The following is a 25,736-nucleotide window of genomic DNA, read 5'->3' on the forward strand; positions in this document are numbered from 1 at the left end:
ACTGATTACGCTCGATTGCGAGTAGGGTGCTATGTTCCCCGAACGTATCGAGACCGAGCGCCTCCGACTCGACCGGATTTCCCACGACACTGTCGACGTGTTTGCCCTTCACGAGTTCTACAGCGACGGAGCGGACGTCGACGAGATGTTCGAGTACTGGGATTCGTCGCCGCACGAGACGGTTAAAGAGACGCACGACTACGTCGACGAGGCCGAGCGGTCGTGGGACGAGGGAGACGGAGCGAAGTACGTTATTCGTCCGACGGACGGGGAAGACGGCGCGGGCGTCATCGCCGGAACGACGGGATTGTATCCGCACTGGGACAAACGGCTCGCCAACCTCGGAATCATCCTCGGGACGCGATTCTGGGGGCGCGGATACGCCGGTGAACGAGCCGATGCGATCCTCGCCGTCGCGTTCGATCGGCTCGACTTGGAACTCGTCGTCGCCGCGCACATCGACGGCAACGAAAAGTCACGAAAGGCGATCGAAACGTACGTCGACCGGTACGACGGTCGGTACGAGGGCCGACTTCGGAACTGGCTGCCGCTGGCTGATACCGTCGCCGACGTGCACAGATACACCATCTCCCGAGACGAGTACGTCGCGGCGACCGACCGGTAAGCGGCTCACCCGTTGTGACCGGCCCGACACCCTCCCCTGGAAATGTTCGGTGTAGCATCCACGCCGCGTATCCGGTCGTCAGCCATCCTCGACCGTGTTGCGTCCATGGGCGGAACGGCCAGCCAAATTGTTCGTGCGCACTTCCGGAGACTAGCCCAATACTTTCTTCCACCCATCCGATAATTATATTGCACTTCACATTGGAGTACTGAACGGAAGTCACGCGCTCCAACGAGTGTACGGGGACAGCCGCTTGCGGAAATGTCCCGGGTGTTTGGGCCACCCGAGACGTGGCTTCCAAATCCCGCTGAGAGATTTGTCCACCATGATACGAAACCCACCATCGAGACAAAAAGGTCTCGCACAGCAGTGGCATCGGCAGCCGAAGCGCTACCCGGCATTCGTCTGGGATTGGAAACTCGCCGAGGATCTCGTCCTGCGACTCGGCAATTTGAAGGTGAACTGAGATGGGTCGCTACGACTACGACGAGCCCCGGCCGGACGATCCGTGTCCGCGCTGCGGGCAGGACCTGGCGACGACGTACTCGGCGTCCGTTCGGGCGGTCCACGAAGGGCCGCTGTCGGAGCGGTACGCGGATTCGGAAAAACGACTGTGCGTGGACTGCATCGCGGCGATCGGGCTACTGGAGTTCGATATGGGGCGGGTGACTGGGGGTGATCCGGAGTCGGTTTGAGGACTACCAGCCGCTTGGCGCTGTTGAATTCCTCCGCAAGTGAGAGCTTTTGACTCAGGTGCGGTCAATACAGCGGAATGCGGTAACACATTGGCTGACTACCTATCGCTTATTGGATACTTGCGGCGTGTGAGGTACAGAGGATGAGTTCAGCACGACGTCCCTATTTGTTTCATGCCGGAATCGGTGAACTATCCTCACACTACACGTGCGTATTGAACGGTGGATGATCTATCAGGACTGGGGGTATATTCAGACTATTGTGCTGAATACACGGCACGTTTTATTGTACAGCCCGTCACTCGCACTTTGAGGGGTAAGATCTATTTGTACGATTATGTAGGGCACTCCATTGTGAGGAACTATAATAAAATACCGTACTGTGAGTGAGCTTTAATGACGGCCCCTATGGGAATGGTAGATAACTGTTTGGCCAGTAGGTATTTCATCACGTGATGTATTTTCCATATTTATGCCATACTGTCAGAATTGCGGGGCCGGGATTGAACCTGAGTCCCGCTTTTGCAGTGAATGTGGTACTGAATTGGATCCATCTCTGGATTCTAAAAGTCACCAGCCAGACCCAGCAGAAAAAGAACAATCCGAAATGGGACCACAGCGCCCCTCACAGGGGGAGCGACCACAAACGAGCGAAACCTCTCAGGTGGGATCAGAACCAACAGACCAGCTGTCCTGGAAGCATTTCTCCGAGATTTCACTTGGAAAGAAGTTGGCGCTTGTCGGTGGGGGTGTCACGATTGCCGGGGCATTCCTTCCATGGTTCTCTGTGGAGTTTCTGGGAACATCAGTTAGTAGAGCTGGGATTGATGCCGACGGTATCTTCACGCTGATACTGGCTGCCATTGCGGTTGTCGTTGTTGGGCGCTCTCGTCTTGGAAGTTGGGGTCAAAAAACCTGGATTGGTGTCACTCTGATTGGTATATTTGTTGCATTCCTCGCGCTGGGATATATTAACGATCCATGGATGGGTGTCGACGAGAATCCATCGGAAGAAGCTGAAACGTTAGTCAACATTGGTATAGGGTTGTATTTGACGGCTATTGGGGGGGTTATGTTGCTCGCGGGACCACTATACGATAAATACGCTTAATTTTTGTTAGCTGTCAACACTACCGCCAGTCTCGGTGCTACAGACCACTTGCTGAAAAGGTATACCGATGACAGGACTGTCGTTCGAAAAATCCCCCCTACATGCTGTATGCAGCCTCTATATTCAGCAGGCAACTTTTAGCATGTTTCAGACAAATCAATAGCTACCTCGGTAACTGCTTGCCCTGTACTGAGCGTTCGATCCCCTGTGTTGATTACGCTCAGACTCGTGCGACATTCGCGCTCTGTATTCAGCACGGGCCGATAAACATCACTTGTTCCTGATAGAACTTTCAGCGGTAACTACGCACGTGTAGTGTACAGTGTATTCACGGGAACAGGTCTCTAAAGGAGAGAATTTCAACGGGACCAGCCGCTTCTATTCGGGCATGGAGATCGCCGTCAGTGAACCCGATAAGGTGTGTTCGGGTCCGTATTGTCGGAACGAGGCTACCCACTTTCAATCTGTTATAGCGGGGTCACTCCGCGGATTCTCGAGCTGTAACTCGAGCTCCGTCAGCCGACACTCGTGGGCGAGCAGCATCGAAATCAGGTGCGTCGTCATCGGATCGGGGTGGTTCTGCATGCCGCCCGCATCGGCAAAGTTTCGAACCTGGTGGATGAGTTGCTGGAACTGGTCCTGGTGTTGTGTTCGGAGTGCCCGATGATACGTCGACCACTCAGTTTCGAACGCGCGAACCGTGTCTCGGTAGGTGGGATTGGTCTTTCCCATACGACCTGACACTGTCAGAAGTGGGATAAGTGACGGAGTACCGTTTCGGAAATTCCGATACTGGGTCGGAGATATCTTGGAAAGTAGGGAAGATAGCCCATCGAGTACAGAATGTGGGGCATCACGGCCGACTCGTTCGTATCGAACCGGCACTGTTGCAACCTGCCTGGGTCGCTACCTGCTGGTGAGAGCCGGTCAGCCGCTCGTGTGTACTGGTCGATCTAGTTCCTTTAGGGGTGAACGATACTGGTAAATTTCTCCCGCTCTGGATTGTAGGATGGGTGGCGGAATGGACCAAGTCACGAAGTTCAATTACTGGTTTCCCGTGGGTTTAGGCATTTGCTCGCTCCTCCTTGGCCTGTCTTCGCTCATTTGGGGTTTGACCGGTCAATCGGACTCACGGCTGTTCCGCGGTGTATTCTGGATCCTCTTTAGTATCCTCTGGATGGTCTACGCAACTCCGAGGTGGAGGGAGAAATACACCGAGGGGTAGTCACCTGCCCTGCACGCGGCAGGCGGCGCATTTTGCCCCTCCAACTGTGGGGTCGTACAGCTCAGTACTGTTCTGGTATGATCTCTCTCCGTCTTCCACTCCGTCGACTCACCAGCGACCTGACTACAGTGTGGCCAAACCCGGACAGAATCCTGACTGATTAGGGTGCCCTTCGCCGATTTCTCGCCGATCACGTCTATCATGACGACGGCTGAACTGGTTCCGCACTATATCGAAAAACTGATAGAAGCCCTTACAACCCTCCAGTAATAGTACCTTGTGATGGTATCACATGACGGGCGCGTCGTTCAACTGCTCGCGGATCCCACTACCCGATCGATACTGAGTAGTGTCGCTGACGCCGCAGGCGCGCTTTCGGTGGCCGAACTCGCCGATCGAATCGAGTCGGCGGAGTCGAGGGACCCCGAGATGCTGGCCGTGTCCCTCCACCACAAGTATCTCCCGCAGCTCGACGAGGCGGGCCTCCTCGCGTACGACCCCGCTGACAATCGCGTTAGCAGCGGGACCGGCGCATTCGACGACGCGCAGTGGATGGACGACGGCGTCCTCGCCAACGTGTTCAGACAGATCGACGTCGGAACCGGGTCGGACGATCGTCCCGTCGAACGACTCGAGGGTCGCGAGCGCGTCTACGACTACGGACGGGAGATGGCCGAGCGCGCCGCGGACGAACTCTTTCTGATATACGCCTCCGACGAACTTCTCGACGAGGCGTGTCTACCCCACGCGCGCCGGGCGATCGACCGCGGGGTCGCGTTCCACGCCGGGACGAAGAATTGCGAGGCGCGGGAGTTCTTCAGCACACACCTTCCGGAGGCGACGATCTGGGAACCGCAACTCGACTGGCTGTACGACCCGACGGGGTATCCGACGGTGAGTCGGCTGATCGTCGCCGATCGAGATCACGTCCTCGTCGGCCTCTGGGACGAAACCGCCGCGGGCACGAAACGCGAGGTCGCGCTCGTCGGCGAGGGGCGGGCGAACCCCTTCGTGGTCCTCATCCGGGAACTGCTCGGCCCGCGACTCGATCACCTCGACTACCAGAGCGACGATTTCCTCGGCAGTCTCACGTCCTGACGCCCCTCTACAGGCAGCGCAGGCCGAGTGTTTCGATCCCTAGCGCCGCGGCTCCGCCTCAGTCCGCCGGCTGATCGAGCACCCGCGACGGCGTCGACTCCCGGACGAACAGGACCCGTCTCACGGCGAGGGTACCCGCTTTCGCGCGCCTTTTCCGGCGGGGGTGGCTCCCTCGACGTAGAACCGAGACTGTGAGCGACGACGGACCCCTAGCCGAGCAGCCTGCAGTCGCCGACCGAGCCCGAACTGATGGCGACGATCAGACAGCGGATTCGCCGTCGACCACCGAGGCGGTCCCGGCCGACGAGCGCGACGCGCTCCTCTCGCTCGCTCACGGCGCGGTCGTGACCGGCGGCGGGGTGTCGGTCAAACGCGGCCTCTCCATCTGGATCGAGGCTATCCTCACGCGCGGGCTGGGGCCGGAACTCTACGGCGTCTACGCGTTCGGCTGGCGCCTCACCACGATGGCCCTCCGCTTTGCGAATCTGGGCGCCGACATGACGCTCCTGCGGGATCTGCCGGCGTTCGCGGACGAACCGGAGCGCCAGCGCCGCTCACTGGGGCTGGCGTACCTGTCGACGCTCGTCACGTCGCTCCTCATCGCCGCACTGCTCTTCCTCGCCGCGGAACCGATCAACGCGGCGACGATCGACCAGCCGGCGTTTCCCGAGGCGATCCGCCTCTTCGGCGTCTTGCTGGTCCTCCTCGCGATGGTGCGGATGCACGCCACGGCGCTCAAGGCGGCGAAGTCGGCCAACGGCGAGGTGTTGCTCAACCGAATCCTCCGCCCGGCCGTCCGGCTGGTCGCGGCGGCCGCGGCGGTGGGGCTCGGCTACTCCGTGGTCGGCGTCGTCGGGGCGCTCGTCGTCACCGTCGGGGCCCTCGCGGTGGTGGCCTACCCCGTCACGATCGGGACGATCGGCGTCCGGCCGACGGTCCGTGGCCTGCGTTCGGAGGCCCGGCACTTCTTCGATCACGCGGTTCCGAGCGCGCTCTCCGGCGTCGGGCGGCTGATCCGCACGCGCGTCGACGTGATCCTGATCGGCGTGTTGCTCACCGCGACGGCCGCGGGGATCTACAACGTCGTGCTCGTCCTCGTCGGCCTCGCGGCGATCCCGCTGATCGCGTTCAACCAGCTGATGCCCCCTGTCGCGTCGGACCTCTACGCCCGCGGTCGGGTGGCGACGCTGAACGACGTCTACACCACGGTGACGCGGCTCATCGTCACCGCAACGGTGCCGCTGATCGCCATCCTCGCCGTCTTCGGCCAGGACCTGCTCGCGATCTTCGGCCCGCAGTACACCCGCGGCTACGAGATCCTCCTCGTCTTCCTCGTCGGCCGGTTCGTCGGCAACGCCGTCGGCGCGACGGGGATCCTCCTCTCGATGACGAACAACCACTATCCGAAGATGTGGCTGGAGTGGCTCCTGGCCGTCCTGAACCTCACGCTCACGACGCTGTTCGTCCTCCAGTTCGGCCTGATCGGCGCGGCCCTGGGGACCAGCGTCGCCATCGGCGTGCAAAACTTCCTCCAGGTGCTCCTGCTCCGGCGCTTCGAGGGACTGTGGCCGTTCGACGCGACCTTTCTCACGCCGCTGGGCGCCGGGATCGCGATGGCCGGCGCGATGGTCGGCGTTCGCTCGCTGCTCGACGGCTGGATCGCGGTCGGCGTCGGCACGCTGATCGGGCTGGTCACCTTCGGTGGCGTCATCGCGCTGCTCGGATCGAACCCGCGCGATCGGCTCGTCGTGGGTGAACTCGCGAGCCACTACCGCCGGACGGCGAGCGCCGCGATCGCTGCCGTTCGGTGAGCGCGAACGCAACCTTCTCGACGCGTCGTGTCGACGCGCTGTGCGGACCGCTCCGCTGGGTGGCCGGCGATTCAGACGGTGAACTCGACATCGGCCATCGTGAGGAATGCGGTTTCGTAGCCCTCGTGGCGGGCGACCTGCGGTGGCGTGTCGATCGACAGCGTGACGGTGTCGCCCGCCTCGACGCCCTCGACCGCGGTCCCGTAGTGGAACGCGAGGTCGGGGTCGAGTGTCGCCCGGAGCGGCTCGTCGGCGACGACCGTCTCTTCGTTGCGCGTGATCGTCGCCGACACTGCCATGAAGGGGAGCGGAAAATGGTTGTAGGGCGTTCGCGGCGAGACGGCGAGGTAGCTCTCGGCTGTTCCGTCGGCGCCGAGCCGATCGCCGTCGTCGACGACCGTCGCGACGAACCTGGCGTCGCCGCTCGTCGCGTCGCCGAGGACGGCACCAGGCAGCCGCTTCTCTGGGGGGACCGTCGTGGCCGGTCCGTCCATCGTCGTCGGTGGCGCCACCCCTTTCTGACCCTGCTCGTCCGGATACTCGCGGACGGTGACGCCGTCGCGCGCGTCGCGTGTGTAGTCGAACGTGATCTCGACGGTGGCCGGTTCGTCGAACTGGTCGGCGAAGTCGCCAGTCCGTCGGATCGTGAGAGGGTCCAGCCGGATAGTGGCCGTGTACGTCCCGTCGTCGGGGAACGGCACGTTGTCGCCGAAGTGGGCGCCCATGGTCTGGCTGAGCATCGGCCAGAGCACCCGCTGGTCGACGACGTCCCCGCCTCGTGTGAGTTCGATCGTGGGACTCCCGACTGGCACGACGACGTCGGTTACCGGATCCCAGACGGTCAGCATGAGATGGGCCGACCCGGGGTCCTGAACGAAGACTCGCTCCGCCTCGTCGCCGCTGACGGTCCAGAACCGGTGTGGAAAACTGTACGAGAGGGCGACTGCGTAGGGTCCGGCCCGGGCCATCCCGGCCATCTCCATCCCCTCCGTGTGCGTCGGGACGTACACTGCGTCAGGTCGATCGTCGACGACTGGTGGCTCGCGGGGACGGTCTTCCGACTGAAGCAGCGACGTCACCGACTCCATACACCCCGCGGCAAGCGCACTCGAGAGACACGCGCCTGCCCCGACGAACTCCCGGCGCTCCATCGGCGGTACTTCCCGACCAGCCAGCATACGAATTGTGATTCGAACGTGTCCTGGGTGGCGCCGGGGCTGTCGATCACCGCCGCGAATCGAGCCGGCCTCCAACCGCCGCGAACCGGGCCGATGAACACCGGTTCCGCCCCGCCCGCCATCCGCCAATTTTACGGTCGCCAGCCCCCAACGAGGGACTAGATTCGGTCGACGGGACGGCGCCGCGAGGCGACCGCACGCCGAGGCGCTCCCGGGCGATCACGCCAGGAATCACCTCCGATGGTCTCTCCCTCACACGACTCCCTCTCGCGTCGCGACTTCGCCAGAGCCGCCGTCGCGATCGGCGGGTCGGCAGCGCTGTCGGCCTGCCTCGAACGCGAATCGCCCCAGGTCGACGTTCCACGCGGCCCGGACGACCTCTCGGGGCTCCCCTCGCGTCAGCACGCGTGGAACGAGGGGCTCGCGACGGACGAGTACGGGAACCACCTCGCCCCGCGCCATCGGGTCCTCCTCCTGCTCGACTACGCGGACGATGGTGAGCCGACCGAAGCCGATCGGGAGACGGTCGAGGATGCGTTCTGCACGCTGGAACGCGCGTACGAGCGGAGCCACGACGGTCTGCTCTTTACGGTGAGTTACTCCCCGTCGTACTTCGACCGATTCGACGACCCGGTGTCCGATTCGGTCGATCTGCGAGAACCCGAGGCGCTTGCCCCCTTCGAGGACCCGGCGCTCGACCGCCCGGACGTGGTCGTCCATCTGGCCAGTGATCACGGCTCCGTCGTCCTGGCGGCCGAGGAAGCGTTGCGCGGCGAACTGGACGAACTCAACGGCGTCGCAGTCGAGGCGACGCTCGATGGCGTCTTCGAGCGAGTGGATCGACGAACGGGCTTCGTCGGCGAGGGCCTCCCCGCCGAGAACCAGGACGTGGCGGACGTTCCCGACTCCGACCCGGTGCCCGACGAGTCGCCGATGTACATGGGCTTCAAGTCCGGCTTCGAGAAGAACCAGGCCAGCGAGGACCGCGTGACGATCCGGGAGGGCCCCTTCGCCGGCGGGACGACCCAGCAACTCTCGCTCCTCCGTCTGAATCTCCACCAGTGGTACGAACAGGACACCCGCGACCAGCGCGTCTCGAAGATGTTCTGTCCCGCCCACGCCGCCGACGACCGTGTCGAGGGCGCTGGCCACAATCTCGGCGCGTCGAGCGGACTCGGAAACTGCCCCGCCCACGCCGGGGACGACGCCCGGGAGCACGGCGCGGTCGGTCACTCCCAGAAGGCAGCTCGGGCCCGCGAAGACGACTCGCCACTGCTCCTTCGCCGGGATTTCGACTCGACCGACGGCGATCGGGCCACCCTCCACTTTCTGTCCCTGCAGCGGCGGATCGGTGACTTCGTCGACACGCGCCAGGCGATGAACGGCACCGGTATCTCGGAGACGTCGGCGGTCGGCCAGCGGCTGAACAACGGCATCCTGCAGTACGTGACCGTCGAACGACGGGGCAACTTCCTGCTCCCGCCGCGGGAGATGCGCGCCCTGCCGACACCGACTCCCTGATCGAACTGATCGCCGTTCGATCGGGAGCCGTGTCGGGAGTCCGCTTCGTTCGCCAGGCGCTCGCTGGGACGAGTGGGGCTTAGTCGATGGGCGAGTCGACGACGCCGAGTTGTTCCATTAGTCCGAGCGTGTCCGGGTTGACCCACCGTTCGGCGATCCGCCCGTCCTCGATGCGAGTGAAGACCATATTCTGTACGTCGAACGTCTCACCGGTCGGGTCGATCCCCATGAAGTTTCCCTGGTGGGTTCCGCGAAGCCGGGCCCGCATCGCGACGGTGTCCCCTTCGGCGACGATCTCCTCGACGGTGGCTTCGAAGTCGGGAAACGCCTCGAGAAACGTTCGCATCTGTTCTTTGTCTTCTGCCGGTCCGTGCGATTCGACGCCGAACGGCCCGTGCTCGACGAAGTCGTCCGCGTGGAGCTCGTCGATGAGGTCGAGATCTCGTTCCGTGGCGACTTCCTCGGGATATCGGCGGGCGATTCGCTTGTTTTCCGCTGTATCTGTTGCTGATGCCATAATTAGTCCTCCGTGTGCGCCGACCCGATACGGCCTCCAGTCTGTCGTTTCCGCGAGACCGTCCCGCGTCGTGGGCGCAGGGCCAACGCACGTCGCCGAGCACGGTAAAACGATACCCGGGCGCCGCATGCTTCGGGGGCGGCCGGGAGCGCCACGGCGAATGGCGGATGGACTTCCCGTACGGGTGGAATTCGCCCGGGGCCCTCCGTTTCGACACTCGGGCCGGTGTTACTGAACGGAGTACCCGCCGTCCACCGTGAGCGGTTGGCCGGTGACGTACGAGGCGTCGTCCGAGCACAGCCAGACGACTGCCGCGGCGATCTCTTCGGGTTCGCCGAGTCTGTCTGCCGGGATCGCGGCGATCGTCTGCTCCATCGAGTCCGGGTCCTCTTCGCTCGAGCGCTGGACCATCGGGGTGTCGATCACGCCCGGAAGGACCGCGTTCACCCGGAGCCCGTCGGCGCTGAACTCGACGGCCGCCGACCGCGTCAGTCCGACGACGCCGTGTTTGCTGGCGACGTACGGACTCAGATTCGGAAAGCCGAGGATACCGGCGATGGAGGCCGTGTTCACGATGGCGCCGCCACCGCTCTCGAGCATGACCGGTATCTCCTCGCGCATCGCGTAGAAGACGCCACCCAGGTTGATGTCGAGGACGCGCTCCCAGTTTTCGTTCCCCTGATCGGCGAAGCTGACCTGTTCGCCCTCTATCCCCGCGTTGTTGAACGCGAAGTCGAGCCCGCCGTAGGTGTCGACGGCGGTCTCGACGGCTGTCGCCACGTCGTCCTCGTCGGTGACGTCGGTCTCGACGAAGGTGGCTTCGCCACCCTCGCCCTCGATCTGCGAGACCGTTTCCTCGCCGCCGTCGGCGTCGATATCGGCGACGACGACGCTCGAACCGTCTGCTGCGAACCGCTTGGCCGTCGCGCGCCCGATCCCGGACGATGCGCCGGAGATCAGCGCGACGCCGTCTTCGATTCCGTTCATACGTCGTCACCTCGCAGTCGGCTGATTGGGGATGGCTTCTCGACGACGGAGTTTCCGGCTCCATTCGGTCCGGTGGGGGTCGTTGGTGTCATTGCACGGACCGCTACCACGACCACTCACTTATAGGAGGATCTGCGTTGCACGCGAGGACTGGGACGCCGTCACGATGGACGAGGAACTGGACGACCGACGAAGTGCCGCGAATCTGCCGACGAAATGGGGCTGTCTCTATCTACTGGAGGTGATACTGTCGCTGTCGTCCATCCTCACCTACGCGACGTCGTTCAACGCTGCCATGTCCTCGTCGGTCAGTTCCACCTGCGACGCGGCCACGTTCGACGCGAGGTGGTCCGCACTCGACGTGCCCGGGATCGGGAGCGTCACGTCCGAGTACGCGAGTAGCCAGGCGAGTGCGATCTGGCGGGGTGTCGCGTCGTGGCGCTCGGCTACGTCCTGCAACACGCCGGCGACACCGTCCTCGTCGACGGTGTACAGCGGGCCGTACGGGATGAACCCGACATCGTGGTCCTCGCAGGCCTGCAGAACGTCTTCGTGCTCTCGATCACCGACGTTGTACTGGTTCTGGACCGTCGCGATATCGACGATGTCCATCGCGGTCTCGAGCTGCTCGACAGTGACGTTCGAGAGGCCGACGTGGGCGATCTGGCCGGCGTCTTTCATCTCGGCGAAGGCGTGGACCGACTCCGCGAAGTCGACGTCCGGGTCCGGCGTGTGGAGCTGGTAGAGGTCGATCCGGTTGGTCCGCAGTCGGTCGAGGCTGCACAGTACCTGGTTCTTCAGGTAATCCGGATCGCCGTGGGGGAGCCAGTCGCCCTCGCGATTGCGGAGCGTCCCGGCCTTCGTCGCGACGACGACGTCGGAATCGGTGCCGTTGGCATCGTCCTCGCGATCATCTCCGCCCGCGAGCACTTCCCCCAGCAGTCGCTCGCTGACGCCGGGTCCGTAGGAGTCGGCGGTGTCGATGAGATCGACGCCGAGGTCGACGGCGCGACGGACGACGTCCTTCGCTTCCTCCTCGTCGGCCGGCGGGCCGATGATGGCGTCGCCGGTGAGGCGCATCGCGCCGAAGCCAAGCCGACTGACTGTCAGCTCGCCGCCGATGTCGAACGTGTCGCTCTCGTTGGTGGGCGCAGAAGCCATGTCTCCCCGTAGGCGTACCAATCACAAAGGCGTGTGGACCGAGGCAGGGCCATCGACGCTGGAATCGGGGACGGCCCGAAGTGGATCACACCGGGGGTTGCCAGGCCGTTCCACCAGCGGACACGCCTGTTCCGCCCCGCCCAATTCTCGGTGTCTTCGTCCGCGCCGTCGGCCACTCAGTGACCGGTTCGATCGAGACCGCTCGCGTTCTCGCTGGCCTCACACTCGTACGTCGCGCGCTGTGTGTCCGCAATCCGGACCTTCTTGAGGCGCGCTCGCCACCACCCGCCATGTATCAGGTCGGGATTGTCGGGTGCGGCGTCATCGGGTCGCGCCTCGCGACGGCGTTCGACGAGCACGAACGGACCGAGATCCGGGTCGTCTGCGACCGGGTCGCCCGGAAGGCCGAGTCGATGGCGGACGAGTACGACTGCGAGGCGGTTACGGACGTCGACGAGCTCGTCGCGATCGACGCGGTCGACGTGGTCTACGTCGGCGTCCCGCCGAAGCACCACGCGGCCGTCGTCCGGGCCGCGCTCGACGCGGACACGCACGTCATCTGCGAGAAGCCAATCGCGGAAAACGCGGCCGTCGGACACGAACTGACCGACCTCGCCCGCGAGAGTGATCGCACGACGGCGATCAACTTCCCGTTTCGGTACACGCCGGGGTTCGTCGACATGCGCGAGCGGATCGTGGCCGGCGAGATCGGCACGCCAAAGCGTGTCTCTCTCCACTTTCGCTTCCCGCAGTGGCCCCGGGAGTGGCAGGACGTCGACTGGCTCGCCGGCCGGGAGCAGGGCGGGCCGCTCCGGGAGGTCGGGAGCCACTTCGTGTTCGGCACGCAGGAACTCTTCGGCGCCATCGGCGACGTGACGGCCGACGTTCGGTACACGGGGCCGGAGACGTACGAGGAGTCCATCGTCGGGACGTTCCAGGCCGGCGTCGAGAGCGACGTCGAACTGACCGGCACCGTCGCCGTCGACGAGCCCGTCCACGGGACGATCGACCTCCTCTGTGACTGCGCTGGGAGCGAGGCGAACGCCATCACCGTCGAGGGAACCGAGGGCTCGCTGTCGCTACAGGCGTGGCGCCGCCTAGTCGCCGATCCCGGCGAGGAGACCGAGCGCGTGCTCACCGAGGACCCAGGTGAGACGACGCTCACGCTGGTCGACGAGTTCGTGACTGCACTCGATGGTGGCGATGGCGATCTCGTCTCCGTCGCCGAGGCGACCCGTGTACAGGCGGTCGTCGACGCCGTCCTCGGTATCGACGCCGACTGACTTCTGGTCGCAGAATCGGTACTCGATCTCGGTCGGCGCCGAACGTGTGCCGACGCCCCGCACTCGCTCCGTTACGACACGTCGAATTCGTCTCGTTACGACACGTCACATCCGTCCCGTTACGACTCGTCGCACTCGCCCGGTCCCGTCTCGTCTTCGTCGACGAAGCCGCGGAACGGACAGACGTACTCGTCGCGGATGAGCTGTTCGTCGACGACGGTGAGTCCGAGTGCATCGAGCTCCTTGCTGATCCGGTTTAAGTCGTCGTGGTCTTTCCCGATGGCGTTGACGTAGACGTTGCGTTCGCCGGTCATGATGTCGCGGACCGCCGTCACGCCCCGGATCTTCCGGGCCTGGTTCGCCGCGTTCAGCGCGCCCAGCGTCCAGTCGGCCAATTACGCGAACTTCTTCGACGACGGGATCGGCGGGATTCTGGCGGCGACCGGGCTGGTGTTCGTCTCCTACGCGGGCGTCACGAAGGTCGCAAGCGTCGCCGAGGAGGTCGAGAATCCGGGTCGGAACATCCCGCTCGGCATCCTCGGCTCGCTTGCGTTCACCACGATCCTCTACGTTGTCATCGTGGCGGTCCTGGTCGGCGTGACGGATCCGGGAAGCGTCGCCGGGTCGTTGACGCCGGTGGCCGTCGCGGCGAGGGAGACGCTCGGGGGAGTCGGCGAGATCGTCGTCGTCATCGCGGCCATGCTCGCGCTCGTCTCGACGGCGAACGCGGGCATCCTCTCGTCGTCGCGGTACCCGTTCGCCATGAGCCGCGACCAACTCGCGCCTCCGACGTTCTCGTCAGTGAGCGACCGGTTCGGGACGCCCGTCGCGTCGATCACGCTCACCGGTGCGGTGCTGTTACTACTCATCGCGGTCGTCCCCCTCCCGAACATCGCGAAACTCGCGAGCGCGTTCCAGATCCTCGTCTTCGCGCTGATCAACGTGGCCGTGATCGCGTTCCGCGAGGGCGAGTCGGCCTACGAGCCCGAGTTCGAGTCCCCGCTGTATCCGTGGGTACAGGTCTTCGGCGCCGTCTCGGGACTCGTCCTCCTCACCCAGATGGGGCGGGACGCCTTCCTCGGGGCCGTCCTCATCATCGTGGGGAGCGTCGCCTGGTACGCCTACTACGCCCGATCGCGCGTCGATCGCGAGGGCGCGGCGACGGACGCGGTTCGCCGCCGTGTTGGCCAGGAAGCGCTGACGGAGACCGAATCCGCGGTGAACGAGACGCCGCGGCAAGTCCTCGTCTCGCTTACGAAAGGGCTAGACGCAGATCGGGAACGGTCGCTCGTCGCCATCGCGGCCGACCTCGTTCGCGCGGACGACGGCCGCGTCGTCGTCACGCGATTCGAGGAGGTGCCCGATCAGGCCCCGCTCACCGACGAAGTGACGGTGCAGTCCGCCGCGGACCGCTCGTTCGAGTCACGGATGGACGACCTCTCGACGGACCTGGACGTCGCGATCGAGGCCGACGAGATCGTCAGCCACGATACGAAACACGCGGTCGTCAACGTCGCCGCAGAACGGGGCGTGGACGCGATCGTCGCCGAACACGAGCCGCTGCGACTTCGCTCCCGGCTCCTCGGCGACCCGGTCGACTGGATCGTTCGACACGCGCCGTGTAACGTCGTCCTGGTCGACAACCTCGGCTACGACGATCCGGAACGTGTCGGCCTCGTCGGCGAACGCGGTCCGTTCCCGCCGCTCGCGGTGACCGTCGCCGAGTCGCTCGCCGACGAGAATCGAGGCACCGTCTCGCTCTGGCAACCCACCGATCGCGACGGTACGGACCAGTACGAGCGGACGATCGAGGACTACCAGACGGAACTCTCGGAACTGCTCTCCGTGCCGGTTCGCGCCGCCCCTATCGGCGCCGACGCCCTCCAGTCGGCGGCGCCCGACGTGGTGATCCGTCGCGGCACCGACGACACGCTCGCCTCGCAGGTGTTAGACGACAGTCCGACCGTTCCCCACCCCGGCTGTACGACGATCTCGGTCTACCCGCACGAGTCCCACCGGCCGCGATTTTCGCGTCGACTCCTCGAACGCCTCACGTTCTGACCGACGGCGGGTCCGGTCGACGGCAGTTTGCGGGCGACGCCCGCCCGCCGACCGTCCGATCACTCGCCCTCTCCGGCTCGCAGATCGCCGAGCGAGTAGATGATCATGCCGACGATCACGACGTACAGGGCGACGAGCAACAGCGCCGCCGCGCTCGCCTCCGTCGCCGGGAGGTAGTCGTAGAGCCAGTCGGTGCCGAGCCAGACCAGCCAGCCGCCGGCGACGATAGCGCCGGCCAGGCCGAAGACCAGAATGATCGCTCCGATCGCCGCGATACCGCGCCGAAGTACGTCGAGTACATCTGCCATTGTCTCTCACGCCAGGGGCGCCCGCTCGCGGTCGACCCTGCTGCGTCTAGGGGCGCCCTCGAAATGGGTGCGGTCCCGGCGGATGCAGGCCGTCGATTACGCGACTCTCGATGCTTCGTTCGAAACAGCCGCCAGCTGGAGCCACGTACTCAGGCGTCCGTCGAGCCGATCCCGTCGGTCCTGGAGCCGTCGGGTCGCTCGGGCTCGGTTCCCTCGGTAATCTCGATGACGGTCCCCTCCGTCGTCGCGTCGTCGCGCCCGAGGACGCTGTCGATGCCGCGCTCGGCCTGTCGGTTGACCGCGTACGCCAACTGGAAGCCACGTTCGACGCCGCCACCGACGTCCGGGCCGGGAAGCCGATCGCGTGAGAACTCCTCTAAGCTGTAGGCGCCCTCCGGGTGGAGGTACTGGAGTGGATGGTCGTTGGGCACCTCACGAAGGTCGACGTCGATCGACCACAGGAGTGCCAGCGCCTGCAGGGCGTAGGCGTTGGGCTTGGGCGTTCGCCGGCTGGCCGCCGTGAGCGCCGTGGTGAACATCGTCGTCTTCGCGTCGGTATCGTAGTACACGCCGGGAATTCCCGGAACTGAGACTCGCATACCCGAGGGAGTCGCGCCGGCCGAAAGGGTTCGCCCCCGGCAGGTGCCAGTCCGAACTCGACCTCGCGTCCGCGAGCCGGTCGAGTGGCCGTGAGCGCTCCGCACCCGTCCGCCGAAGCGTCGCGTCCTCAGAGGTCGTACAGGTCGGTGAACTTCTCGTCGACGTACTCGAGGAAGTAGTCGGCGGTCAGCGGTTCGCCGGTGGCCTCCTCGATCAGTTCGTCGGTGCGGTAGCGCTTCCCGTGGCGGTGGACGTGCTCGGTCATCCACTCGCGGATCGGGTCGAACTCGCCCTCGCGGACGAGGCCGTCGACGTCGAGATCGTCGCGCAGAGCGGCGTCGAGCTGGGCGGCGAGGACGCTCCCGATCGTGTAGCCGTGGAAGACGCCGAGTCCGGACGACCAGTGGATGTCCTGTAGACAGCCCTCGGCGTCGGTGTCCGGCACCACGCCGAGGTACTCCTCCATCTTCCGATTCCACACGTCGGGGACGGCTTCGACGTCGAGTTCCCCTCGCATCAGCGCGCTGTCGATCTCACAGCGGAGGATGATGTGCATGTGGTAGGTGAGTTCGTCCGCCTCGACGCGGATGCGGTTTTCCGGATAGATGCGATTGACCGCGGCGTAGGCGTCGTCGACGGTGAGGTCCGAGAGCGACGGGAAGTGCTCTTTGACGGTGGGGAGAAACAGCTCCCAGAAGGGCTTCGTCCGCCCGACGTGGTTCTCCCAGAAGCGCGACTGGGACTCGTGGACGCCGGACGATCGCGGGGAGCCAAGCGGCGAGCCGTAGGCGTCCTGGCGCAACCCCTGCTGGTAGGAGGCGTGGCCGTACTCGTGGATGACGGCCATCAGGCCCGCGAGGGGGCTCGACTCGTCGAAGCGCGTGGTGACGCGGGCGTCGAACTGCGTGCCGGACATGAAGGGGTGCGGCGCGGTGTCGAGCCGGCCACGATCCCAGTCGTAGCCCACGGTATCGAGTGCGGCGCGACAGAGTTCCTCCTGGGTTTCGGCGTCGTAGGTCCCCGTCACGACCTCGGGGATGTCCCGCCCCTCGGTCCGGATGCGCTCGATCAGCGGGACGAGGTGCCCCCGAAGCTCCTCGAAGATCTCCTCGACGCGTTCGAGCGGCAGGTATGGCTGGCGATCCTCGTACTGCACCTCGTAGGGGTCGCGGTCGGGGGCGATGGCCGCCGAGCGCTCGCGTTCGAGGTCGACGAGGCCGTCGAGTCGCGGTGCGAACGTCTCGTAGTCGTCCTCGGCCTTCGCCTCCTGCCAGATGCCCTGGTTTTCGGATCGATATTCGGACAGTCGCGTGATCAGGTCGCTGGGGACGCTCGCCGAGCGCTCGTAGTCGCGACGGATCTCGCGAACCTCCGCCCGCTGGTCGTCGTCGAACGGCTCACCGTCGAGCTGGCCATCGTCGGCCGTCTCGACCCCTTCGAGCCGGTCGAGTGCTGCTCCCATCGCGTCGTCCGTCAGGAGATCGTGCCCGACGGTCGACAGGGCACCCAGCTGCTTCGCCCGGGCGGGCGCCCCACCGTCTGGCATCATCACCTGCTGGTCCCAGCCGACTACCATCCCCGCGTGCTGCAGGTAGGAATACTGCTGGTACCGTTCGGTCAACTCGTCGTAGGCTGCGGCGGCGTCGGCGCCGCGTTCGTCACCTGTTGCCATGTCACGAATCGAAATGTGTGTGGTTGTCAATGTTCGGGTATCGGTCGGCCCGACCGGTGCCCGCGGGTCCCGACGCCTCGCCCGTTCTGCGGGTGCTCACAGCTGTGGTTCCGCTCGACGATCCGCCCGAGTGATGCTCGTGGTGCTCTCGACCCTCCCGACCCCGCCGCTGTGGCCCGACGCGTCGACGAAAGGTCGGCTTGAAACTCTTCTCTCCGTCGTCGTCGGGTTATTTTCACGTCGCCGAATCGAGTGGCCCACCTCCTCTCTGCGGACGTATCGGTGGCCTTGAATCTCCTGAACCATGAAAACTATTTTGGCCCCAGTTGTCCTTCGGTCGAGTATGATTGGGGGGTCGGAAACCCGACGGGCTGGGGGGTCCGTCGACAGGGAGCGACTGGAACGGGCGCTTCGGGAGTGGGAGTACGAGACGTCGCCGACGGCGGCGGCGTCACTGGCGACGTACCTGGACTCGCTGTTTCCCGACGCGAGCGTCGACCGACCCGGCGGCGGTGACGAAGCCGCCGTCGTGGTCGACGACGTGGCGATCTGCTTCGCCGACGCGTTCGGGCGACGGTTCCGCACGAACTTTCACATTCTCAGGGAGTCCTACGGCGGGGTGTTCTGCTACTCGATCAGTGCACACACGGACGACCCGACGGAGTGGCGGGCGTTCACCCGCCGCTACGGATCCGACGACGTCCGGTTCGTCCGCCGGCCGACCGCTGAGCCGCCGGAACCCGGCCTCGCCGGACCGGCCACCGTCGCGGCCGTTCCGCTGGTGATGGCCGCGATCACGATCGTCCTCGCCGCGTCGACCGGCCTCCTCTCTGCGGGGGCGACGCCGATCGCCGGGAAGGCCGGGCTCGTCCTCGCCGTCGTCGGGCTCGGCGCGCTGGCCACGTCGCTCGGCCTCTTCGAGATCCTTCGCCGGCGACAGGGGCCGCTCCAGGCCGCCTGATCCGTCCGATCTGGGCACACCAACTCGCCGGGGATGCCGAACGGAGCCGACGCCGGCCACAACCTTCTTTCCCAGACTCCCACAATCGGGAGCCAGACCATCCGGTCTGGACCCCCATGACGACCTGGTTCGACGCGACGCCCCGCTACGACGAGTACTGGGACTGGGCAGCGGTCGTGCTGTTCCTGTTTCTCACGCTCGACCTCCTGCTCTCGGTCCTCGCGGCCGGGACGGTCGGCCTCGGCTACGAACGAAACCCGCTCATGGCCTGGCTCTACGGCCAGTCGCTCTGGGTCGTCGTGGCGGGTCACGTCGCCGTACTGGTCGTTCTCGCGGCGTTCTTCCACGCGCTGTTCGCGATCGTCCGTGAGCTGCCCCCGGGCTATCGCGGCCCGGTCGCCCTCGCCGTCGAGATCTTCCTCGGCGGGTTGCTCGCGGCCGGATTCTTGCTACTGGCGAACAACGTGGCCGTGATCGTCCTCGGCGAGGGGCTGTTGTAGTCGACACTGTCGCACGTACACGGTCTGAGCCGGTCCACCTGACAAATTCGCGTTGACTCGCGCCTATCGAACCCCGACAAGCGCGCCGACTGCGCCGGCCAGGGCCGCGACGACGAAGGCGCCGACGGCGGTCTCACCGATCGACACGTCGACGACGGCGCTCGCCAGTGCGACACTCAGCGCGTAGCCGAGAGCAAGGTAGCCGACGCCAACGAGCGCGCCTCGCGTCTGGTTCGTGTTCGACCCGAACAGCGACGTGACCGACGCGCGAAGCCGACCGACGACGCCCGTTCCGACTCCGTTGCCGATCCGGTAGCCGGCCAGCCCCAGGACGACGAGGGGGACACCGACGAGCGTCACGGGAGCGGTTCCGCTCCCGAGGACGATCGTGTGGGCGTCGAGCAAGGCGTGGGCGGCCCCCGCTGGTGCCTCGACGAGCCCGCCGACGACGAGCGCCAGCGTACACAGGTAGCCGCCGAGCACCGCGAACCCGCCGCGGATCACGCCGCGTGCAATGTCGAACATACCCGCTCGTGGCCGTGACAGCCAAAAATAGGTGCCGGTCCCCGGGGAGCCGATCCGACGGCACCCACGATGCGGTCGCGAACTGGCCGGATCGGTCGGTCTGGCGACAGCCGAGTCAGTATTCGTCCAGGTCGTACAGTCGGCCGTACTTCTCGGTCGCGTAGTCGATGAAGTAGTCGGCCGTGTAGCCCTCGCCGGTGGCTTTCTCGACGAGGTCGGGCGTGGTGTACGTCGCACCGTGGCGGTGGATGTTCTCGCGAAGCCAGCCGTTGAGCTCGTCGAACGCGCCCTCGCGGACCTGCGCGTCGACGTCGCCGACTTCGTCCTCGGCGGCGGCGTACAGCTGTGCGGCGAGCACGGAGCCAAGCGAGTACGTCGGGAAGTAGCCGAACGAGCCGTGGCTCCAGTGGATGTCCTGCAGGCAGCCCTCGGCGTCGGTCTCGGGCCGGACGCCCAGGTACTCCTCGTACTTGTCGTTCCAGACCTCGGGGACGTCTTCGACGTCGAGATCGCCCGAGATGAGGTCGCGCTCGATCTCGAACCGGACGATGATGTGCATGTGGTAGGTCAGCTCGTCCGCCTCGGTGCGGATGAGGTTGTCGTCGTAGACCTGATTCGCGGCTTCGTAGGCCTCGCGGGCCGAAACGTCGTCGAGGGCGGGGAAGCGCTCGGCGGCCGTCGGGAGGAAGCACTCCCAGAACGCTTCCGAGCGACCGACGTGATTCTCCCAGAGGCGGGACTGGGATTCGTGGACGGTGAGGTCGCGCGACTCACCCAGCGGCGTGCCGTAGCCCTCGTCGGGCAGGCCGAGCGTGTAGTTGGCGTGACCGAACTCGTGGACGGTCGAGGTGATCGAGCCCAGCAGATCCTCCTCGTCGAAGCGGGTGGTGACGCGGGCGTCGAACTGCGTCCCGGTCGAGAACGGGTGCGGTGCGGTGTCGAGGCGGCCCCGATCCCAGTCGTAGCCGACCGTATCGAGGACGTCGCGCGAGAGTTCCTCCTGCGTCTCGGGATCGAACGTGCCGTCGAACGCGCCACCGAGCTCGACGTCGCTCTCGCCGATCGCCTCGATCAGGGGGACGAGTTCGTCGCGCAGCCGTTCGAGGACGCGCTCGGCCGTCTCCAGGTCGAGGTACGGTTCGTACTCGGCGAACAACACCGCGTATGGGTCGGCGTCGGGGTCGATGTGTTCGGCGTACTCGCGCTTTTGTTCGATCAGTGTCTCGAGCGTCGGGGCGAACGTCTCGAAGTCGTCTTCTTCCTTCGCCTCCGTCCAGACGGGATGCGCGTTCGCGGTCGTCTCGGAGATCTCCTCGACGAGCTCGGTGGGAACGCTCGTCGCACGGTCGTACTTTCGGCGGATCTCGCGGACGACCGCCGATTGTGCCTCGTCGAGGTCGGCCGCCTCGAGTTCGTCGAGGAGGTTGCCCATCTCCGGATCGGTCAGCTCCTCGTGGGAGATCGACGAGAGCGTCGAGAGCTGTTTCGCCCGGGCGGGTGTCCCGCCTTCGGGCATCATGACCTCCTGGTCCCACCGAAGCACGCCCGCTCCGGCGGTGATGTTCGTGAGCCGTTCGACGCGCGATTCGAGCTCCTCGTAGGCGTCCGTGACGGACGTCGCCTCCTGTTCCGGTGCCATTGGTTGCACTTCTGTGCCGACCGACATGAACGTCGTGGTATCGGCCGGTGGGGCCGCTAGATTCACGCTGTGGCTGGCCCCTTCGTGCGGTCGAGGACGAGCGTCCCGACGATGGGTGCGGTTGAACCCTCGCTCTCACACGTTCCAGAGCTCGGTGAGACGGGTCTCGATGTCTCCGAGGACGAGGCGCAGGACGTCGCGGTAATCGGTCGGCCACGAGGCATCGTCACCGGGGGTGCTCGCTCTCGGTGGCGGATGGAAGTGATCCCGGGAATTGTGGGAATTCGGATGGCGATCCCACCGGCAGTCCCAGGTGTGATCCTCGTGGGACTCTCGATAGTGCACGGAGAAGTCGTCGTTCGTGTACCACCGAACGGACAGGGTCGCCTCAGTGACGGATTCGGGATAGAATGACGCCGAAAGCGTCACGTGTAGTTCGAGGTGTCCGCTTGAATCCGTGACGACCGCTTCAGCGACCTGCTTCGTCGCTTGCAGGTGCGTCTGGAGGAATTCGAGAATCGGACGATCGATGGGTGCGGGGCTTCCCCCGTCTCCTGCGGGCGGTGCCATCGATGTGGCTAGCCGGATACCCGTCCGGTCCCGGCACCGCTTCGTTGCTGGCGAGCGCGTTCGTGGCGCCGTCGCTCCTCGCGTGCGGTCTTCCAGTCGCCCAGATCGCTGTACACGTCGTCGATCGTCCGGTCATCGCTCGCCTCCGCAGCCGCGACAGCGTCGACGGCGGCCGGGGTCGACGCGTCGTAGACGTCCTCGTACGCGTCGATTCGCGCCGTCAATTCCCGGACGCGTTGCTGCAGGGCGTCGACGGAGTGATCGGTTGCGAGCCGATCGATTCGTCGCCACTCGAAGTAGGTGTCGTTGCGCTCGTATGTGACCGGCCGTCCATCGTGTCGAGTGACGATTCCGAGCTCGGTGAACCAGCGCAGGTACTTCCGAGCAGTTTTCGGATCGCAGTCGGCCCCTTCGGCGATTTCGTTCGCTGCCGTCGGATTGCGGGTCTGGAGGATTGTCCCGTACACGCGCTGTTCGACGTCGTCGCCGCCGAACGCGTCCTCGAAGGCGGGTGGACCACCCGATGTGTCGCCGTCGGCCATAGCAGTTCTTGCACGGCTGCGGATATAGTTCTTTCTTCGAGGAATAATTTCCTGTAGGCGGGGTGGGGATCGTGTCAGCGATACGATCTGGCCGCTACGCGACCCACGCCTCCACCGTCGCCCGGTACACCGCCCGACACCGTTCCAGGACGTCGATCGAGACGCTCTCGTCTGCGGTGTGGGCCTCTCCGGGTTCGGCCGGACCGACGATCACGCACTCGGTTCCGGCGCGGTCGGCGAGCCAGCCCGCGTCGGTCGCGTGGGGTTTCGTGACGTGGGTCGGTTCCGACTCACCACGCTGCTCGTGGACCTGGCGGGCGGCGTCGAGTACGGTGTCGGCGAACGCGTCGTCCTCGCAAGCCATCGGCGGCAGGTCCTGGTCGACGGCCCACTCGACGCCCTCGATCGCCTCGACGCGGTCGAGCGGCGCCCGTTCGCCGGGCACGGTGCGCTCGTCGACGGTGATCGTACACCGGTCCGGCACGATGTTCCAGGCCGACCCGCCGTCGATCTCCGTGACGACGACGCTGCCCGACAGCGACTCACCCGCAATCGTCACCTCGGGGGCCGACAGCTCACGGACGACGTCGACCGCCTCGCTCGCCCGGTAGATCGCGTTCGTCCCCGCCTCCGGTTCGCTCGCGTGGGCCGCCTCGCCGTGGGCGGTAATCGTGCTCGCCCGGCGGCCCTTGTGTGCAACGGCGACGTCCGTCACGCCCGATCGCGAGTAGTTCGTCGATCCCTCGCCGACGACGGCGACGTCCGGGGCGAACCCCTCGTCGATGGCGTGGCGGACGCCCTCGCCGCCGATCTCTTCGCCGACGAAACTCGCGAAGACGAGTTCGCCGCGGCCGTTCGCTCGGTCCTCCTCCGCCGCCACGTCTGCGTCCCGAAACGCCAGTGCCATTGCGGCGACGGCACCCTTCATGTCCGCCGTCCCGCGGCCGTAGAGCCGGCCGTCGCGTTCCGTGACGACGTACTCGTCTGCGCCGCGGCCGTTCGCGCCCCCACCGTCCTCGCTGGCGTCTCGATCGACCGTTTCGCGATCGTCAGCCCCGCTCTCCGCGACCTGTGACGCGTCCGGCGGGACGACGTCGTGGTGGCCGACGAGGGCGAGCGCCCTCCCGTCGGGATCGCCGCGACGGGCGAGGACGTTGCCAGCGGCGTCGCGCGTCACCGACGCATCGGTTTCCGTTCGGAGCCAGTCTTCGAGGAAGTCACCGGCGGCGGTCGCGTCCTCGTGGCTCGGGATCGCGGTGAGTTCACGGGTCAATTCGACGAGGGTCATGGCCGACCCATCGACGGCGTCGCTGTTCAGTCCACCGGAACCGGCGGGGGTATCCCGGCGAGTCAGTCCACCCGCTCGTAGACCGGCGGCGCTGTCTCTGGTGGCTCGTCGGTGAGCCGGGCGACCGACGTCCGCATCTCGCGCAGGCTGGCGGTCTGTTGCTGACTGGCCGCCGCGACCGATTCCGCGGCGCTCGCGACCTCGTCGGCCGACCCCGAGAGCTCGGCGAGTGTCTCTGCCGCCCGCTCGACCCCGCGGGCCTGCTGGTCGGCCGCGCTGGCGACGTCTTCCATGCCCGCGGCCGTCGATTCGGCCGCCTCGTGGATCTTCTCGAGCGAGTCGACCGTCTCTCGGACGCGATCGGTGCCGGTGTCGACGCGAGCGACGGTTTCTTCGGTCGTCGCGATCGTCGCCGACGCCTCCTCGCGAACCGCTTCGACGGCGTCTTCGATCGCTCCCAGATCGGCTTTCGTCTGCTCGGCGAACGACCGCACTTCCGACGCGATGATGTCCATGGTCTCGTTCGTCTGATCGCCCGACCGGGAGGACTCGATCTTGGCGTTCGCCGCCAGCACCGTCGTGCGATTGGCGAGGTCGTCGAGCCGATCGACGATTTCGTCGATTTCGTCGGTCCGGGCCGCGAGCCCCTCGACCGCCTCGGCGACGCGGTCGGTCGCGTCCTCGATGGCCGCGAGTTCGGCCACCGCGTCGTCGGCCGCCTCGACGCCGTCGGCCGCGAGGCGCTCGGTTCGGTCGCTCTCCGTACCGACCTCGTCCGCGACGCCAGCAACCTCCTCGACGGCGGCGCTGACCTCGTCGAGTTCGCGTGCGGCCTGTCCGATTGCCGCAGCCTGGGATTCTGTGTGGTCGCTGATCGTTTCGGCGCGTTCCGCGACGTCTTCGCTGGCGTCGGACAGCTCCCCGAGCGGCGTCTGGACGTCCGTTTCGACCTCGGCGGCGAGTCGCTCGCGCCGCTCGATCGACTCCTCGAGCCGCTGTGCGTAGGAGTCGACGTACGTGTCGGTCGCGATCTGCATATCGAGGTTGATGATCCGCAACAGCGAGAGGACGTCCATCATGCCGTCGTCGATGGCGTCCCTGACGGCCCGCTCGAACGACTCCTCGAGGCCGTCGTCGCCGTCCGCGTCCTCGCCGCCGAGCCCCAGCGCGCCGACGAACCGGCCGAGGCCGCCCACGTCCTGTTCGGCCTCGCGCTCGGCGGCCCACGCCTCGATGGCATCGACGACTTGCGCCTGGACGCGCTCGTTCATCCGCGACAGGATGAGATCGTAGTAGACGCCGTACTGCCCCACGTAGTGTTTCAGGGGCATATCGAGTAGTTCGTGCAGTTTGCCGATCCGGGTCCGGTTCTCGAAGTACGACCGGTCGTAGTCGCCGGTCGCGAGCGAGACGAGGTAGGCCTGCTGGGTCCGTTTGAGCGCCTCGACTCCTTTTGGCGAGCGGTCGACGATCGCCCGGGTCTCCTCGTACTCGAGGACGTTCTCGTAGAAGTCGTCGGCGATGACCGCCGCATTGGCCCGCAAGAGCGGTTCGAGGTCGGCCAGTCGGCGCTCGTCGGCCTCGTCGAACCCGATGAACTCCTTGCGCCACGCGATCTCCTCGTAGTCGAGCCCGATCCGGCAGACGAGTTCGTCGACATCGAGAGCGTCGTTTAGTCCACCGTGCCCGAACATCTGCTGCGGTTGCATGATGGGAACGTGTTCGGGTGTTTCGGTAAGTGTCCGAGAGCGTTCCCGGCCGCTGAGAATCCGATCAGCCTCCCGTCGTCCGATCGTTCCTTGCTGGCTCCACCCGGTGGGGCGTTTCGACGTGCTGCCGGCAATCACCGTGTCGATCG

The 25,736-nt window shown here is 65.6% G+C and carries 24 protein-coding genes and 2 pseudogenes; 11 read left to right on the plus strand and 15 right to left on the minus strand.

Annotated elements, in window-relative coordinates:
• The first annotated feature begins 31 nt into the window (after nt 1–31).
• From HALRU_RS01360 to HALRU_RS01370, 4 genes and pseudogenes are all read left to right on the plus strand, one after another.
• Entirely contained in the window at nt 32–625 is a 594-nt protein-coding gene (locus HALRU_RS01360) for a GNAT family N-acetyltransferase (RefSeq protein WP_015299627.1), read from the plus strand.
• 467 nt (nt 626–1,092) lie between these two features.
• The gene (locus HALRU_RS01365) at nt 1,093–1,320 is read left to right on the plus strand and encodes a hypothetical protein (RefSeq protein WP_015299629.1); all 228 of its coding nucleotides are present in this window, start codon (nt 1,093–1,095) and stop codon (nt 1,318–1,320) included.
• Nucleotides 1,321–1,792: 472 nt separating this feature from the next.
• Nucleotides 1,793–1,861 (plus strand): annotated as a pseudogene (locus HALRU_RS16210) (zinc-ribbon domain-containing protein); the annotation flags it as partial.
• Between the two features lie 123 nt (nt 1,862–1,984).
• Complete coding sequence (locus HALRU_RS01370; RefSeq protein WP_245547760.1) at nt 1,985–2,431, plus strand: hypothetical protein; 447 nt, start codon at nt 1,985–1,987, stop codon at nt 2,429–2,431.
• 459 nt (nt 2,432–2,890) lie between these two features.
• Here the strand turns inward: HALRU_RS01370 and HALRU_RS01375 are convergent, their stop codons facing one another.
• Complete coding sequence (locus HALRU_RS01375) at nt 2,891–3,163, minus strand: hypothetical protein (protein WP_015299631.1); 273 nt, start codon at nt 3,161–3,163, stop codon at nt 2,891–2,893.
• 775 nt (nt 3,164–3,938) lie between these two features.
• Here HALRU_RS01375 and HALRU_RS01380 point away from each other — a divergent pair.
• A complete protein-coding gene (locus HALRU_RS01380; RefSeq protein WP_015299633.1) occupies nt 3,939–4,754 on the plus strand; it encodes a DUF7344 domain-containing protein in 816 nt (271 codons plus the stop codon).
• Between the two features lie 191 nt (nt 4,755–4,945).
• The gene (locus HALRU_RS01385) at nt 4,946–6,565 is read left to right on the plus strand and encodes an oligosaccharide flippase family protein (RefSeq protein WP_015299634.1); all 1,620 of its coding nucleotides are present in this window, start codon (nt 4,946–4,948) and stop codon (nt 6,563–6,565) included.
• Between the two features lie 71 nt (nt 6,566–6,636).
• Here HALRU_RS01385 and HALRU_RS01390 read toward each other — a convergent pair whose 3' ends face one another.
• Entirely contained in the window at nt 6,637–7,716 is a 1,080-nt protein-coding gene (locus tag HALRU_RS01390) for a DUF7350 domain-containing protein (RefSeq protein ID WP_015299635.1), read from the minus strand.
• Between the two features lie 267 nt (nt 7,717–7,983).
• Here HALRU_RS01390 and HALRU_RS01395 point away from each other — a divergent pair, with 267 nt between their 5' ends.
• Nucleotides 7,984–9,264: a DUF7405 family protein gene (locus tag HALRU_RS01395; RefSeq protein WP_015299636.1), complete on the plus strand. Its 1,281-nt coding sequence runs from the start codon at nt 7,984–7,986 to the stop codon at nt 9,262–9,264.
• Nucleotides 9,265–9,343: 79 nt separating this feature from the next.
• Here the strand turns inward: HALRU_RS01395 and HALRU_RS01400 are convergent, their stop codons facing one another.
• The 3 genes from HALRU_RS01400 to HALRU_RS01410 form a co-directional block, all read right to left on the minus strand.
• The gene (locus HALRU_RS01400) at nt 9,344–9,781 is read right to left on the minus strand and encodes an ester cyclase (RefSeq protein ID WP_015299637.1); all 438 of its coding nucleotides are present in this window, start codon (nt 9,779–9,781) and stop codon (nt 9,344–9,346) included.
• Between the two features lie 228 nt (nt 9,782–10,009).
• On the minus strand, nt 10,010–10,768 hold the full coding sequence (locus HALRU_RS01405) for a glucose 1-dehydrogenase (RefSeq protein WP_015299638.1): 759 nt from the start codon (nt 10,766–10,768) through the stop codon (nt 10,010–10,012).
• A gap of 270 nt (nt 10,769–11,038) precedes the next feature.
• Nucleotides 11,039–11,929 (minus strand): aldo/keto reductase, encoded by an 891-nt coding sequence (locus HALRU_RS01410; RefSeq protein ID WP_015299639.1) that lies wholly within the window; start codon nt 11,927–11,929, stop codon nt 11,039–11,041.
• A 290-nt stretch (nt 11,930–12,219) separates the two neighbouring features.
• On the opposite strand from HALRU_RS01410, the gene HALRU_RS01415 reads away from it, so the two are divergent.
• Entirely contained in the window at nt 12,220–13,212 is a 993-nt protein-coding gene (locus HALRU_RS01415) for a Gfo/Idh/MocA family protein (RefSeq protein WP_015299640.1), read from the plus strand.
• A 119-nt stretch (nt 13,213–13,331) separates the two neighbouring features.
• Here the strand turns inward: HALRU_RS01415 and HALRU_RS01420 are convergent.
• A pseudogene (locus tag HALRU_RS01420) lies at nt 13,332–13,574 on the minus strand (ArsR family transcriptional regulator); the annotation flags it as partial.
• Between HALRU_RS01420 and HALRU_RS01425 the strand changes: the two are divergent.
• On the plus strand, nt 13,525–15,273 hold the full coding sequence (locus HALRU_RS01425) for an amino acid permease (RefSeq protein ID WP_245547761.1): 1,749 nt from the start codon (nt 13,525–13,527) through the stop codon (nt 15,271–15,273). The pseudogene HALRU_RS01420 and the gene HALRU_RS01425 overlap by 50 nt on opposite strands.
• A 59-nt stretch (nt 15,274–15,332) precedes the next feature.
• On the opposite strand, the gene HALRU_RS01430 is transcribed toward HALRU_RS01425, so the two are convergent.
• The 3 genes from HALRU_RS01430 to HALRU_RS01440 all read right to left on the minus strand — a co-directional run bounded on the left by HALRU_RS01430 (nt 15,333) and on the right by HALRU_RS01440 (nt 17,853).
• Nucleotides 15,333–15,581: a hypothetical protein gene (locus HALRU_RS01430; RefSeq protein ID WP_015299641.1), complete on the minus strand. Its 249-nt coding sequence runs from the start codon at nt 15,579–15,581 to the stop codon at nt 15,333–15,335.
• Between the two features lie 149 nt (nt 15,582–15,730).
• A complete protein-coding gene (locus tag HALRU_RS01435) occupies nt 15,731–16,180 on the minus strand; it encodes a hypothetical protein (RefSeq protein WP_015299642.1) in 450 nt (149 codons plus the stop codon).
• 128 nt (nt 16,181–16,308) lie between these two features.
• The gene (locus HALRU_RS01440; RefSeq protein ID WP_015299643.1) at nt 16,309–17,853 is read right to left on the minus strand and encodes a carboxypeptidase M32; all 1,545 of its coding nucleotides are present in this window, start codon (nt 17,851–17,853) and stop codon (nt 16,309–16,311) included.
• A 343-nt stretch (nt 17,854–18,196) separates the two neighbouring features.
• On the opposite strand from HALRU_RS01440, the gene HALRU_RS01445 reads away from it, so the two are divergent.
• The gene (locus HALRU_RS01445; RefSeq protein WP_015299644.1) at nt 18,197–18,814 is read left to right on the plus strand and encodes a hypothetical protein; all 618 of its coding nucleotides are present in this window, start codon (nt 18,197–18,199) and stop codon (nt 18,812–18,814) included.
• Nucleotides 18,815–18,930: 116 nt separating this feature from the next.
• Entirely contained in the window at nt 18,931–19,314 is a 384-nt protein-coding gene (locus HALRU_RS01450; protein WP_015299645.1) for a hypothetical protein, read from the plus strand.
• A gap of 63 nt (nt 19,315–19,377) precedes the next feature.
• Here the strand turns inward: HALRU_RS01450 and HALRU_RS01455 are convergent, their stop codons facing one another.
• From HALRU_RS01455 to HALRU_RS01480, 6 genes are all read right to left on the minus strand, one after another.
• Nucleotides 19,378–19,839: a hypothetical protein gene (locus HALRU_RS01455; protein WP_015299646.1), complete on the minus strand. Its 462-nt coding sequence runs from the start codon at nt 19,837–19,839 to the stop codon at nt 19,378–19,380.
• Between the two features lie 115 nt (nt 19,840–19,954).
• Complete coding sequence (locus tag HALRU_RS01460) at nt 19,955–21,478, minus strand: carboxypeptidase M32 (protein WP_015299647.1); 1,524 nt, start codon at nt 21,476–21,478, stop codon at nt 19,955–19,957.
• A 135-nt stretch (nt 21,479–21,613) separates the two neighbouring features.
• Nucleotides 21,614–22,048, minus strand: coding sequence for a hypothetical protein (locus HALRU_RS01465; RefSeq protein WP_015299648.1), 435 nt, complete (start codon nt 22,046–22,048; stop codon nt 21,614–21,616).
• An 8-nt stretch (nt 22,049–22,056) separates the two neighbouring features.
• The gene (locus HALRU_RS01470) at nt 22,057–22,590 is read right to left on the minus strand and encodes a DUF7342 family protein (protein WP_015299649.1); all 534 of its coding nucleotides are present in this window, start codon (nt 22,588–22,590) and stop codon (nt 22,057–22,059) included.
• A 94-nt stretch (nt 22,591–22,684) separates the two neighbouring features.
• The gene (locus tag HALRU_RS01475) at nt 22,685–23,878 is read right to left on the minus strand and encodes a M20 family metallopeptidase (protein WP_015299650.1); all 1,194 of its coding nucleotides are present in this window, start codon (nt 23,876–23,878) and stop codon (nt 22,685–22,687) included.
• Nucleotides 23,879–23,940: 62 nt separating this feature from the next.
• Entirely contained in the window at nt 23,941–25,587 is a 1,647-nt protein-coding gene (locus tag HALRU_RS01480) for a globin-coupled sensor protein (RefSeq protein WP_015299651.1), read from the minus strand.
• Nucleotides 25,588–25,736 lie beyond the last annotated feature (149 nt).

The organism is Halovivax ruber XH-70, from assembly GCF_000328525.1.
GTDB lineage: Archaea > Halobacteriota > Halobacteria > Halobacteriales > Natrialbaceae > Halovivax > Halovivax ruber.

What these genes read in the sequence shown, in the direction of transcription:
- HALRU_RS01360 (WP_015299627.1), top strand. Translation starts at nt 32, where the DNA reads ATGTTCCCCGAACGTATCGAGACCGAGCGCCTCCGACTCGACCGGATT.
- HALRU_RS01395 (WP_015299636.1), top strand. Translation starts at nt 7,984, where the DNA reads ATGGTCTCTCCCTCACACGACTCCCTCTCGCGTCGCGACTTCGCCAGA.
- HALRU_RS01435 (WP_015299642.1), bottom strand. Translation starts at nt 16,180, where the DNA reads ATGCGAGTCTCAGTTCCGGGAATTCCCGGCGTGTACTACGATACCGAC.
- HALRU_RS01470 (WP_015299649.1), bottom strand. Translation starts at nt 22,590, where the DNA reads ATGGCCGACGGCGACACATCGGGTGGTCCACCCGCCTTCGAGGACGCG.
- HALRU_RS01390 (WP_015299635.1), bottom strand. Translation starts at nt 7,716, where the DNA reads ATGGAGCGCCGGGAGTTCGTCGGGGCAGGCGCGTGTCTCTCGAGTGCG.
- HALRU_RS01410 (WP_015299639.1), bottom strand. Translation starts at nt 11,929, where the DNA reads ATGGCTTCTGCGCCCACCAACGAGAGCGACACGTTCGACATCGGCGGC.
- HALRU_RS01430 (WP_015299641.1), bottom strand. Translation starts at nt 15,581, where the DNA reads ATGGCAGATGTACTCGACGTACTTCGGCGCGGTATCGCGGCGATCGGA.
- HALRU_RS01465 (WP_015299648.1), bottom strand. Translation starts at nt 22,048, where the DNA reads ATGGCACCGCCCGCAGGAGACGGGGGAAGCCCCGCACCCATCGATCGT.
- HALRU_RS01365 (WP_015299629.1), top strand. Translation starts at nt 1,093, where the DNA reads ATGGGTCGCTACGACTACGACGAGCCCCGGCCGGACGATCCGTGTCCG.
- HALRU_RS01440 (WP_015299643.1), bottom strand. Translation starts at nt 17,853, where the DNA reads ATGGCAACAGGTGACGAACGCGGCGCCGACGCCGCCGCAGCCTACGAC.
- HALRU_RS01475 (WP_015299650.1), bottom strand. Translation starts at nt 23,878, where the DNA reads ATGACCCTCGTCGAATTGACCCGTGAACTCACCGCGATCCCGAGCCAC.
- HALRU_RS01375 (WP_015299631.1), bottom strand. Translation starts at nt 3,163, where the DNA reads ATGGGAAAGACCAATCCCACCTACCGAGACACGGTTCGCGCGTTCGAA.
- HALRU_RS01450 (WP_015299645.1), top strand. Translation starts at nt 18,931, where the DNA reads ATGACGACCTGGTTCGACGCGACGCCCCGCTACGACGAGTACTGGGAC.
- HALRU_RS01405 (WP_015299638.1), bottom strand. Translation starts at nt 10,768, where the DNA reads ATGAACGGAATCGAAGACGGCGTCGCGCTGATCTCCGGCGCATCGTCC.
- HALRU_RS01400 (WP_015299637.1), bottom strand. Translation starts at nt 9,781, where the DNA reads ATGGCATCAGCAACAGATACAGCGGAAAACAAGCGAATCGCCCGCCGA.
- HALRU_RS01455 (WP_015299646.1), bottom strand. Translation starts at nt 19,839, where the DNA reads ATGTTCGACATTGCACGCGGCGTGATCCGCGGCGGGTTCGCGGTGCTC.
- HALRU_RS01380 (WP_015299633.1), top strand. Translation starts at nt 3,939, where the DNA reads ATGGTATCACATGACGGGCGCGTCGTTCAACTGCTCGCGGATCCCACT.
- HALRU_RS01445 (WP_015299644.1), top strand. Translation starts at nt 18,197, where the DNA reads ATGATTGGGGGGTCGGAAACCCGACGGGCTGGGGGGTCCGTCGACAGG.
- HALRU_RS01425 (WP_245547761.1), top strand. Translation starts at nt 13,525, where the DNA reads ATGATGTCGCGGACCGCCGTCACGCCCCGGATCTTCCGGGCCTGGTTC.
- HALRU_RS01460 (WP_015299647.1), bottom strand. Translation starts at nt 21,478, where the DNA reads ATGGCACCGGAACAGGAGGCGACGTCCGTCACGGACGCCTACGAGGAG.
- HALRU_RS01415 (WP_015299640.1), top strand. Translation starts at nt 12,220, where the DNA reads ATGTATCAGGTCGGGATTGTCGGGTGCGGCGTCATCGGGTCGCGCCTC.
- HALRU_RS01480 (WP_015299651.1), bottom strand. Translation starts at nt 25,587, where the DNA reads ATGCAACCGCAGCAGATGTTCGGGCACGGTGGACTAAACGACGCTCTC.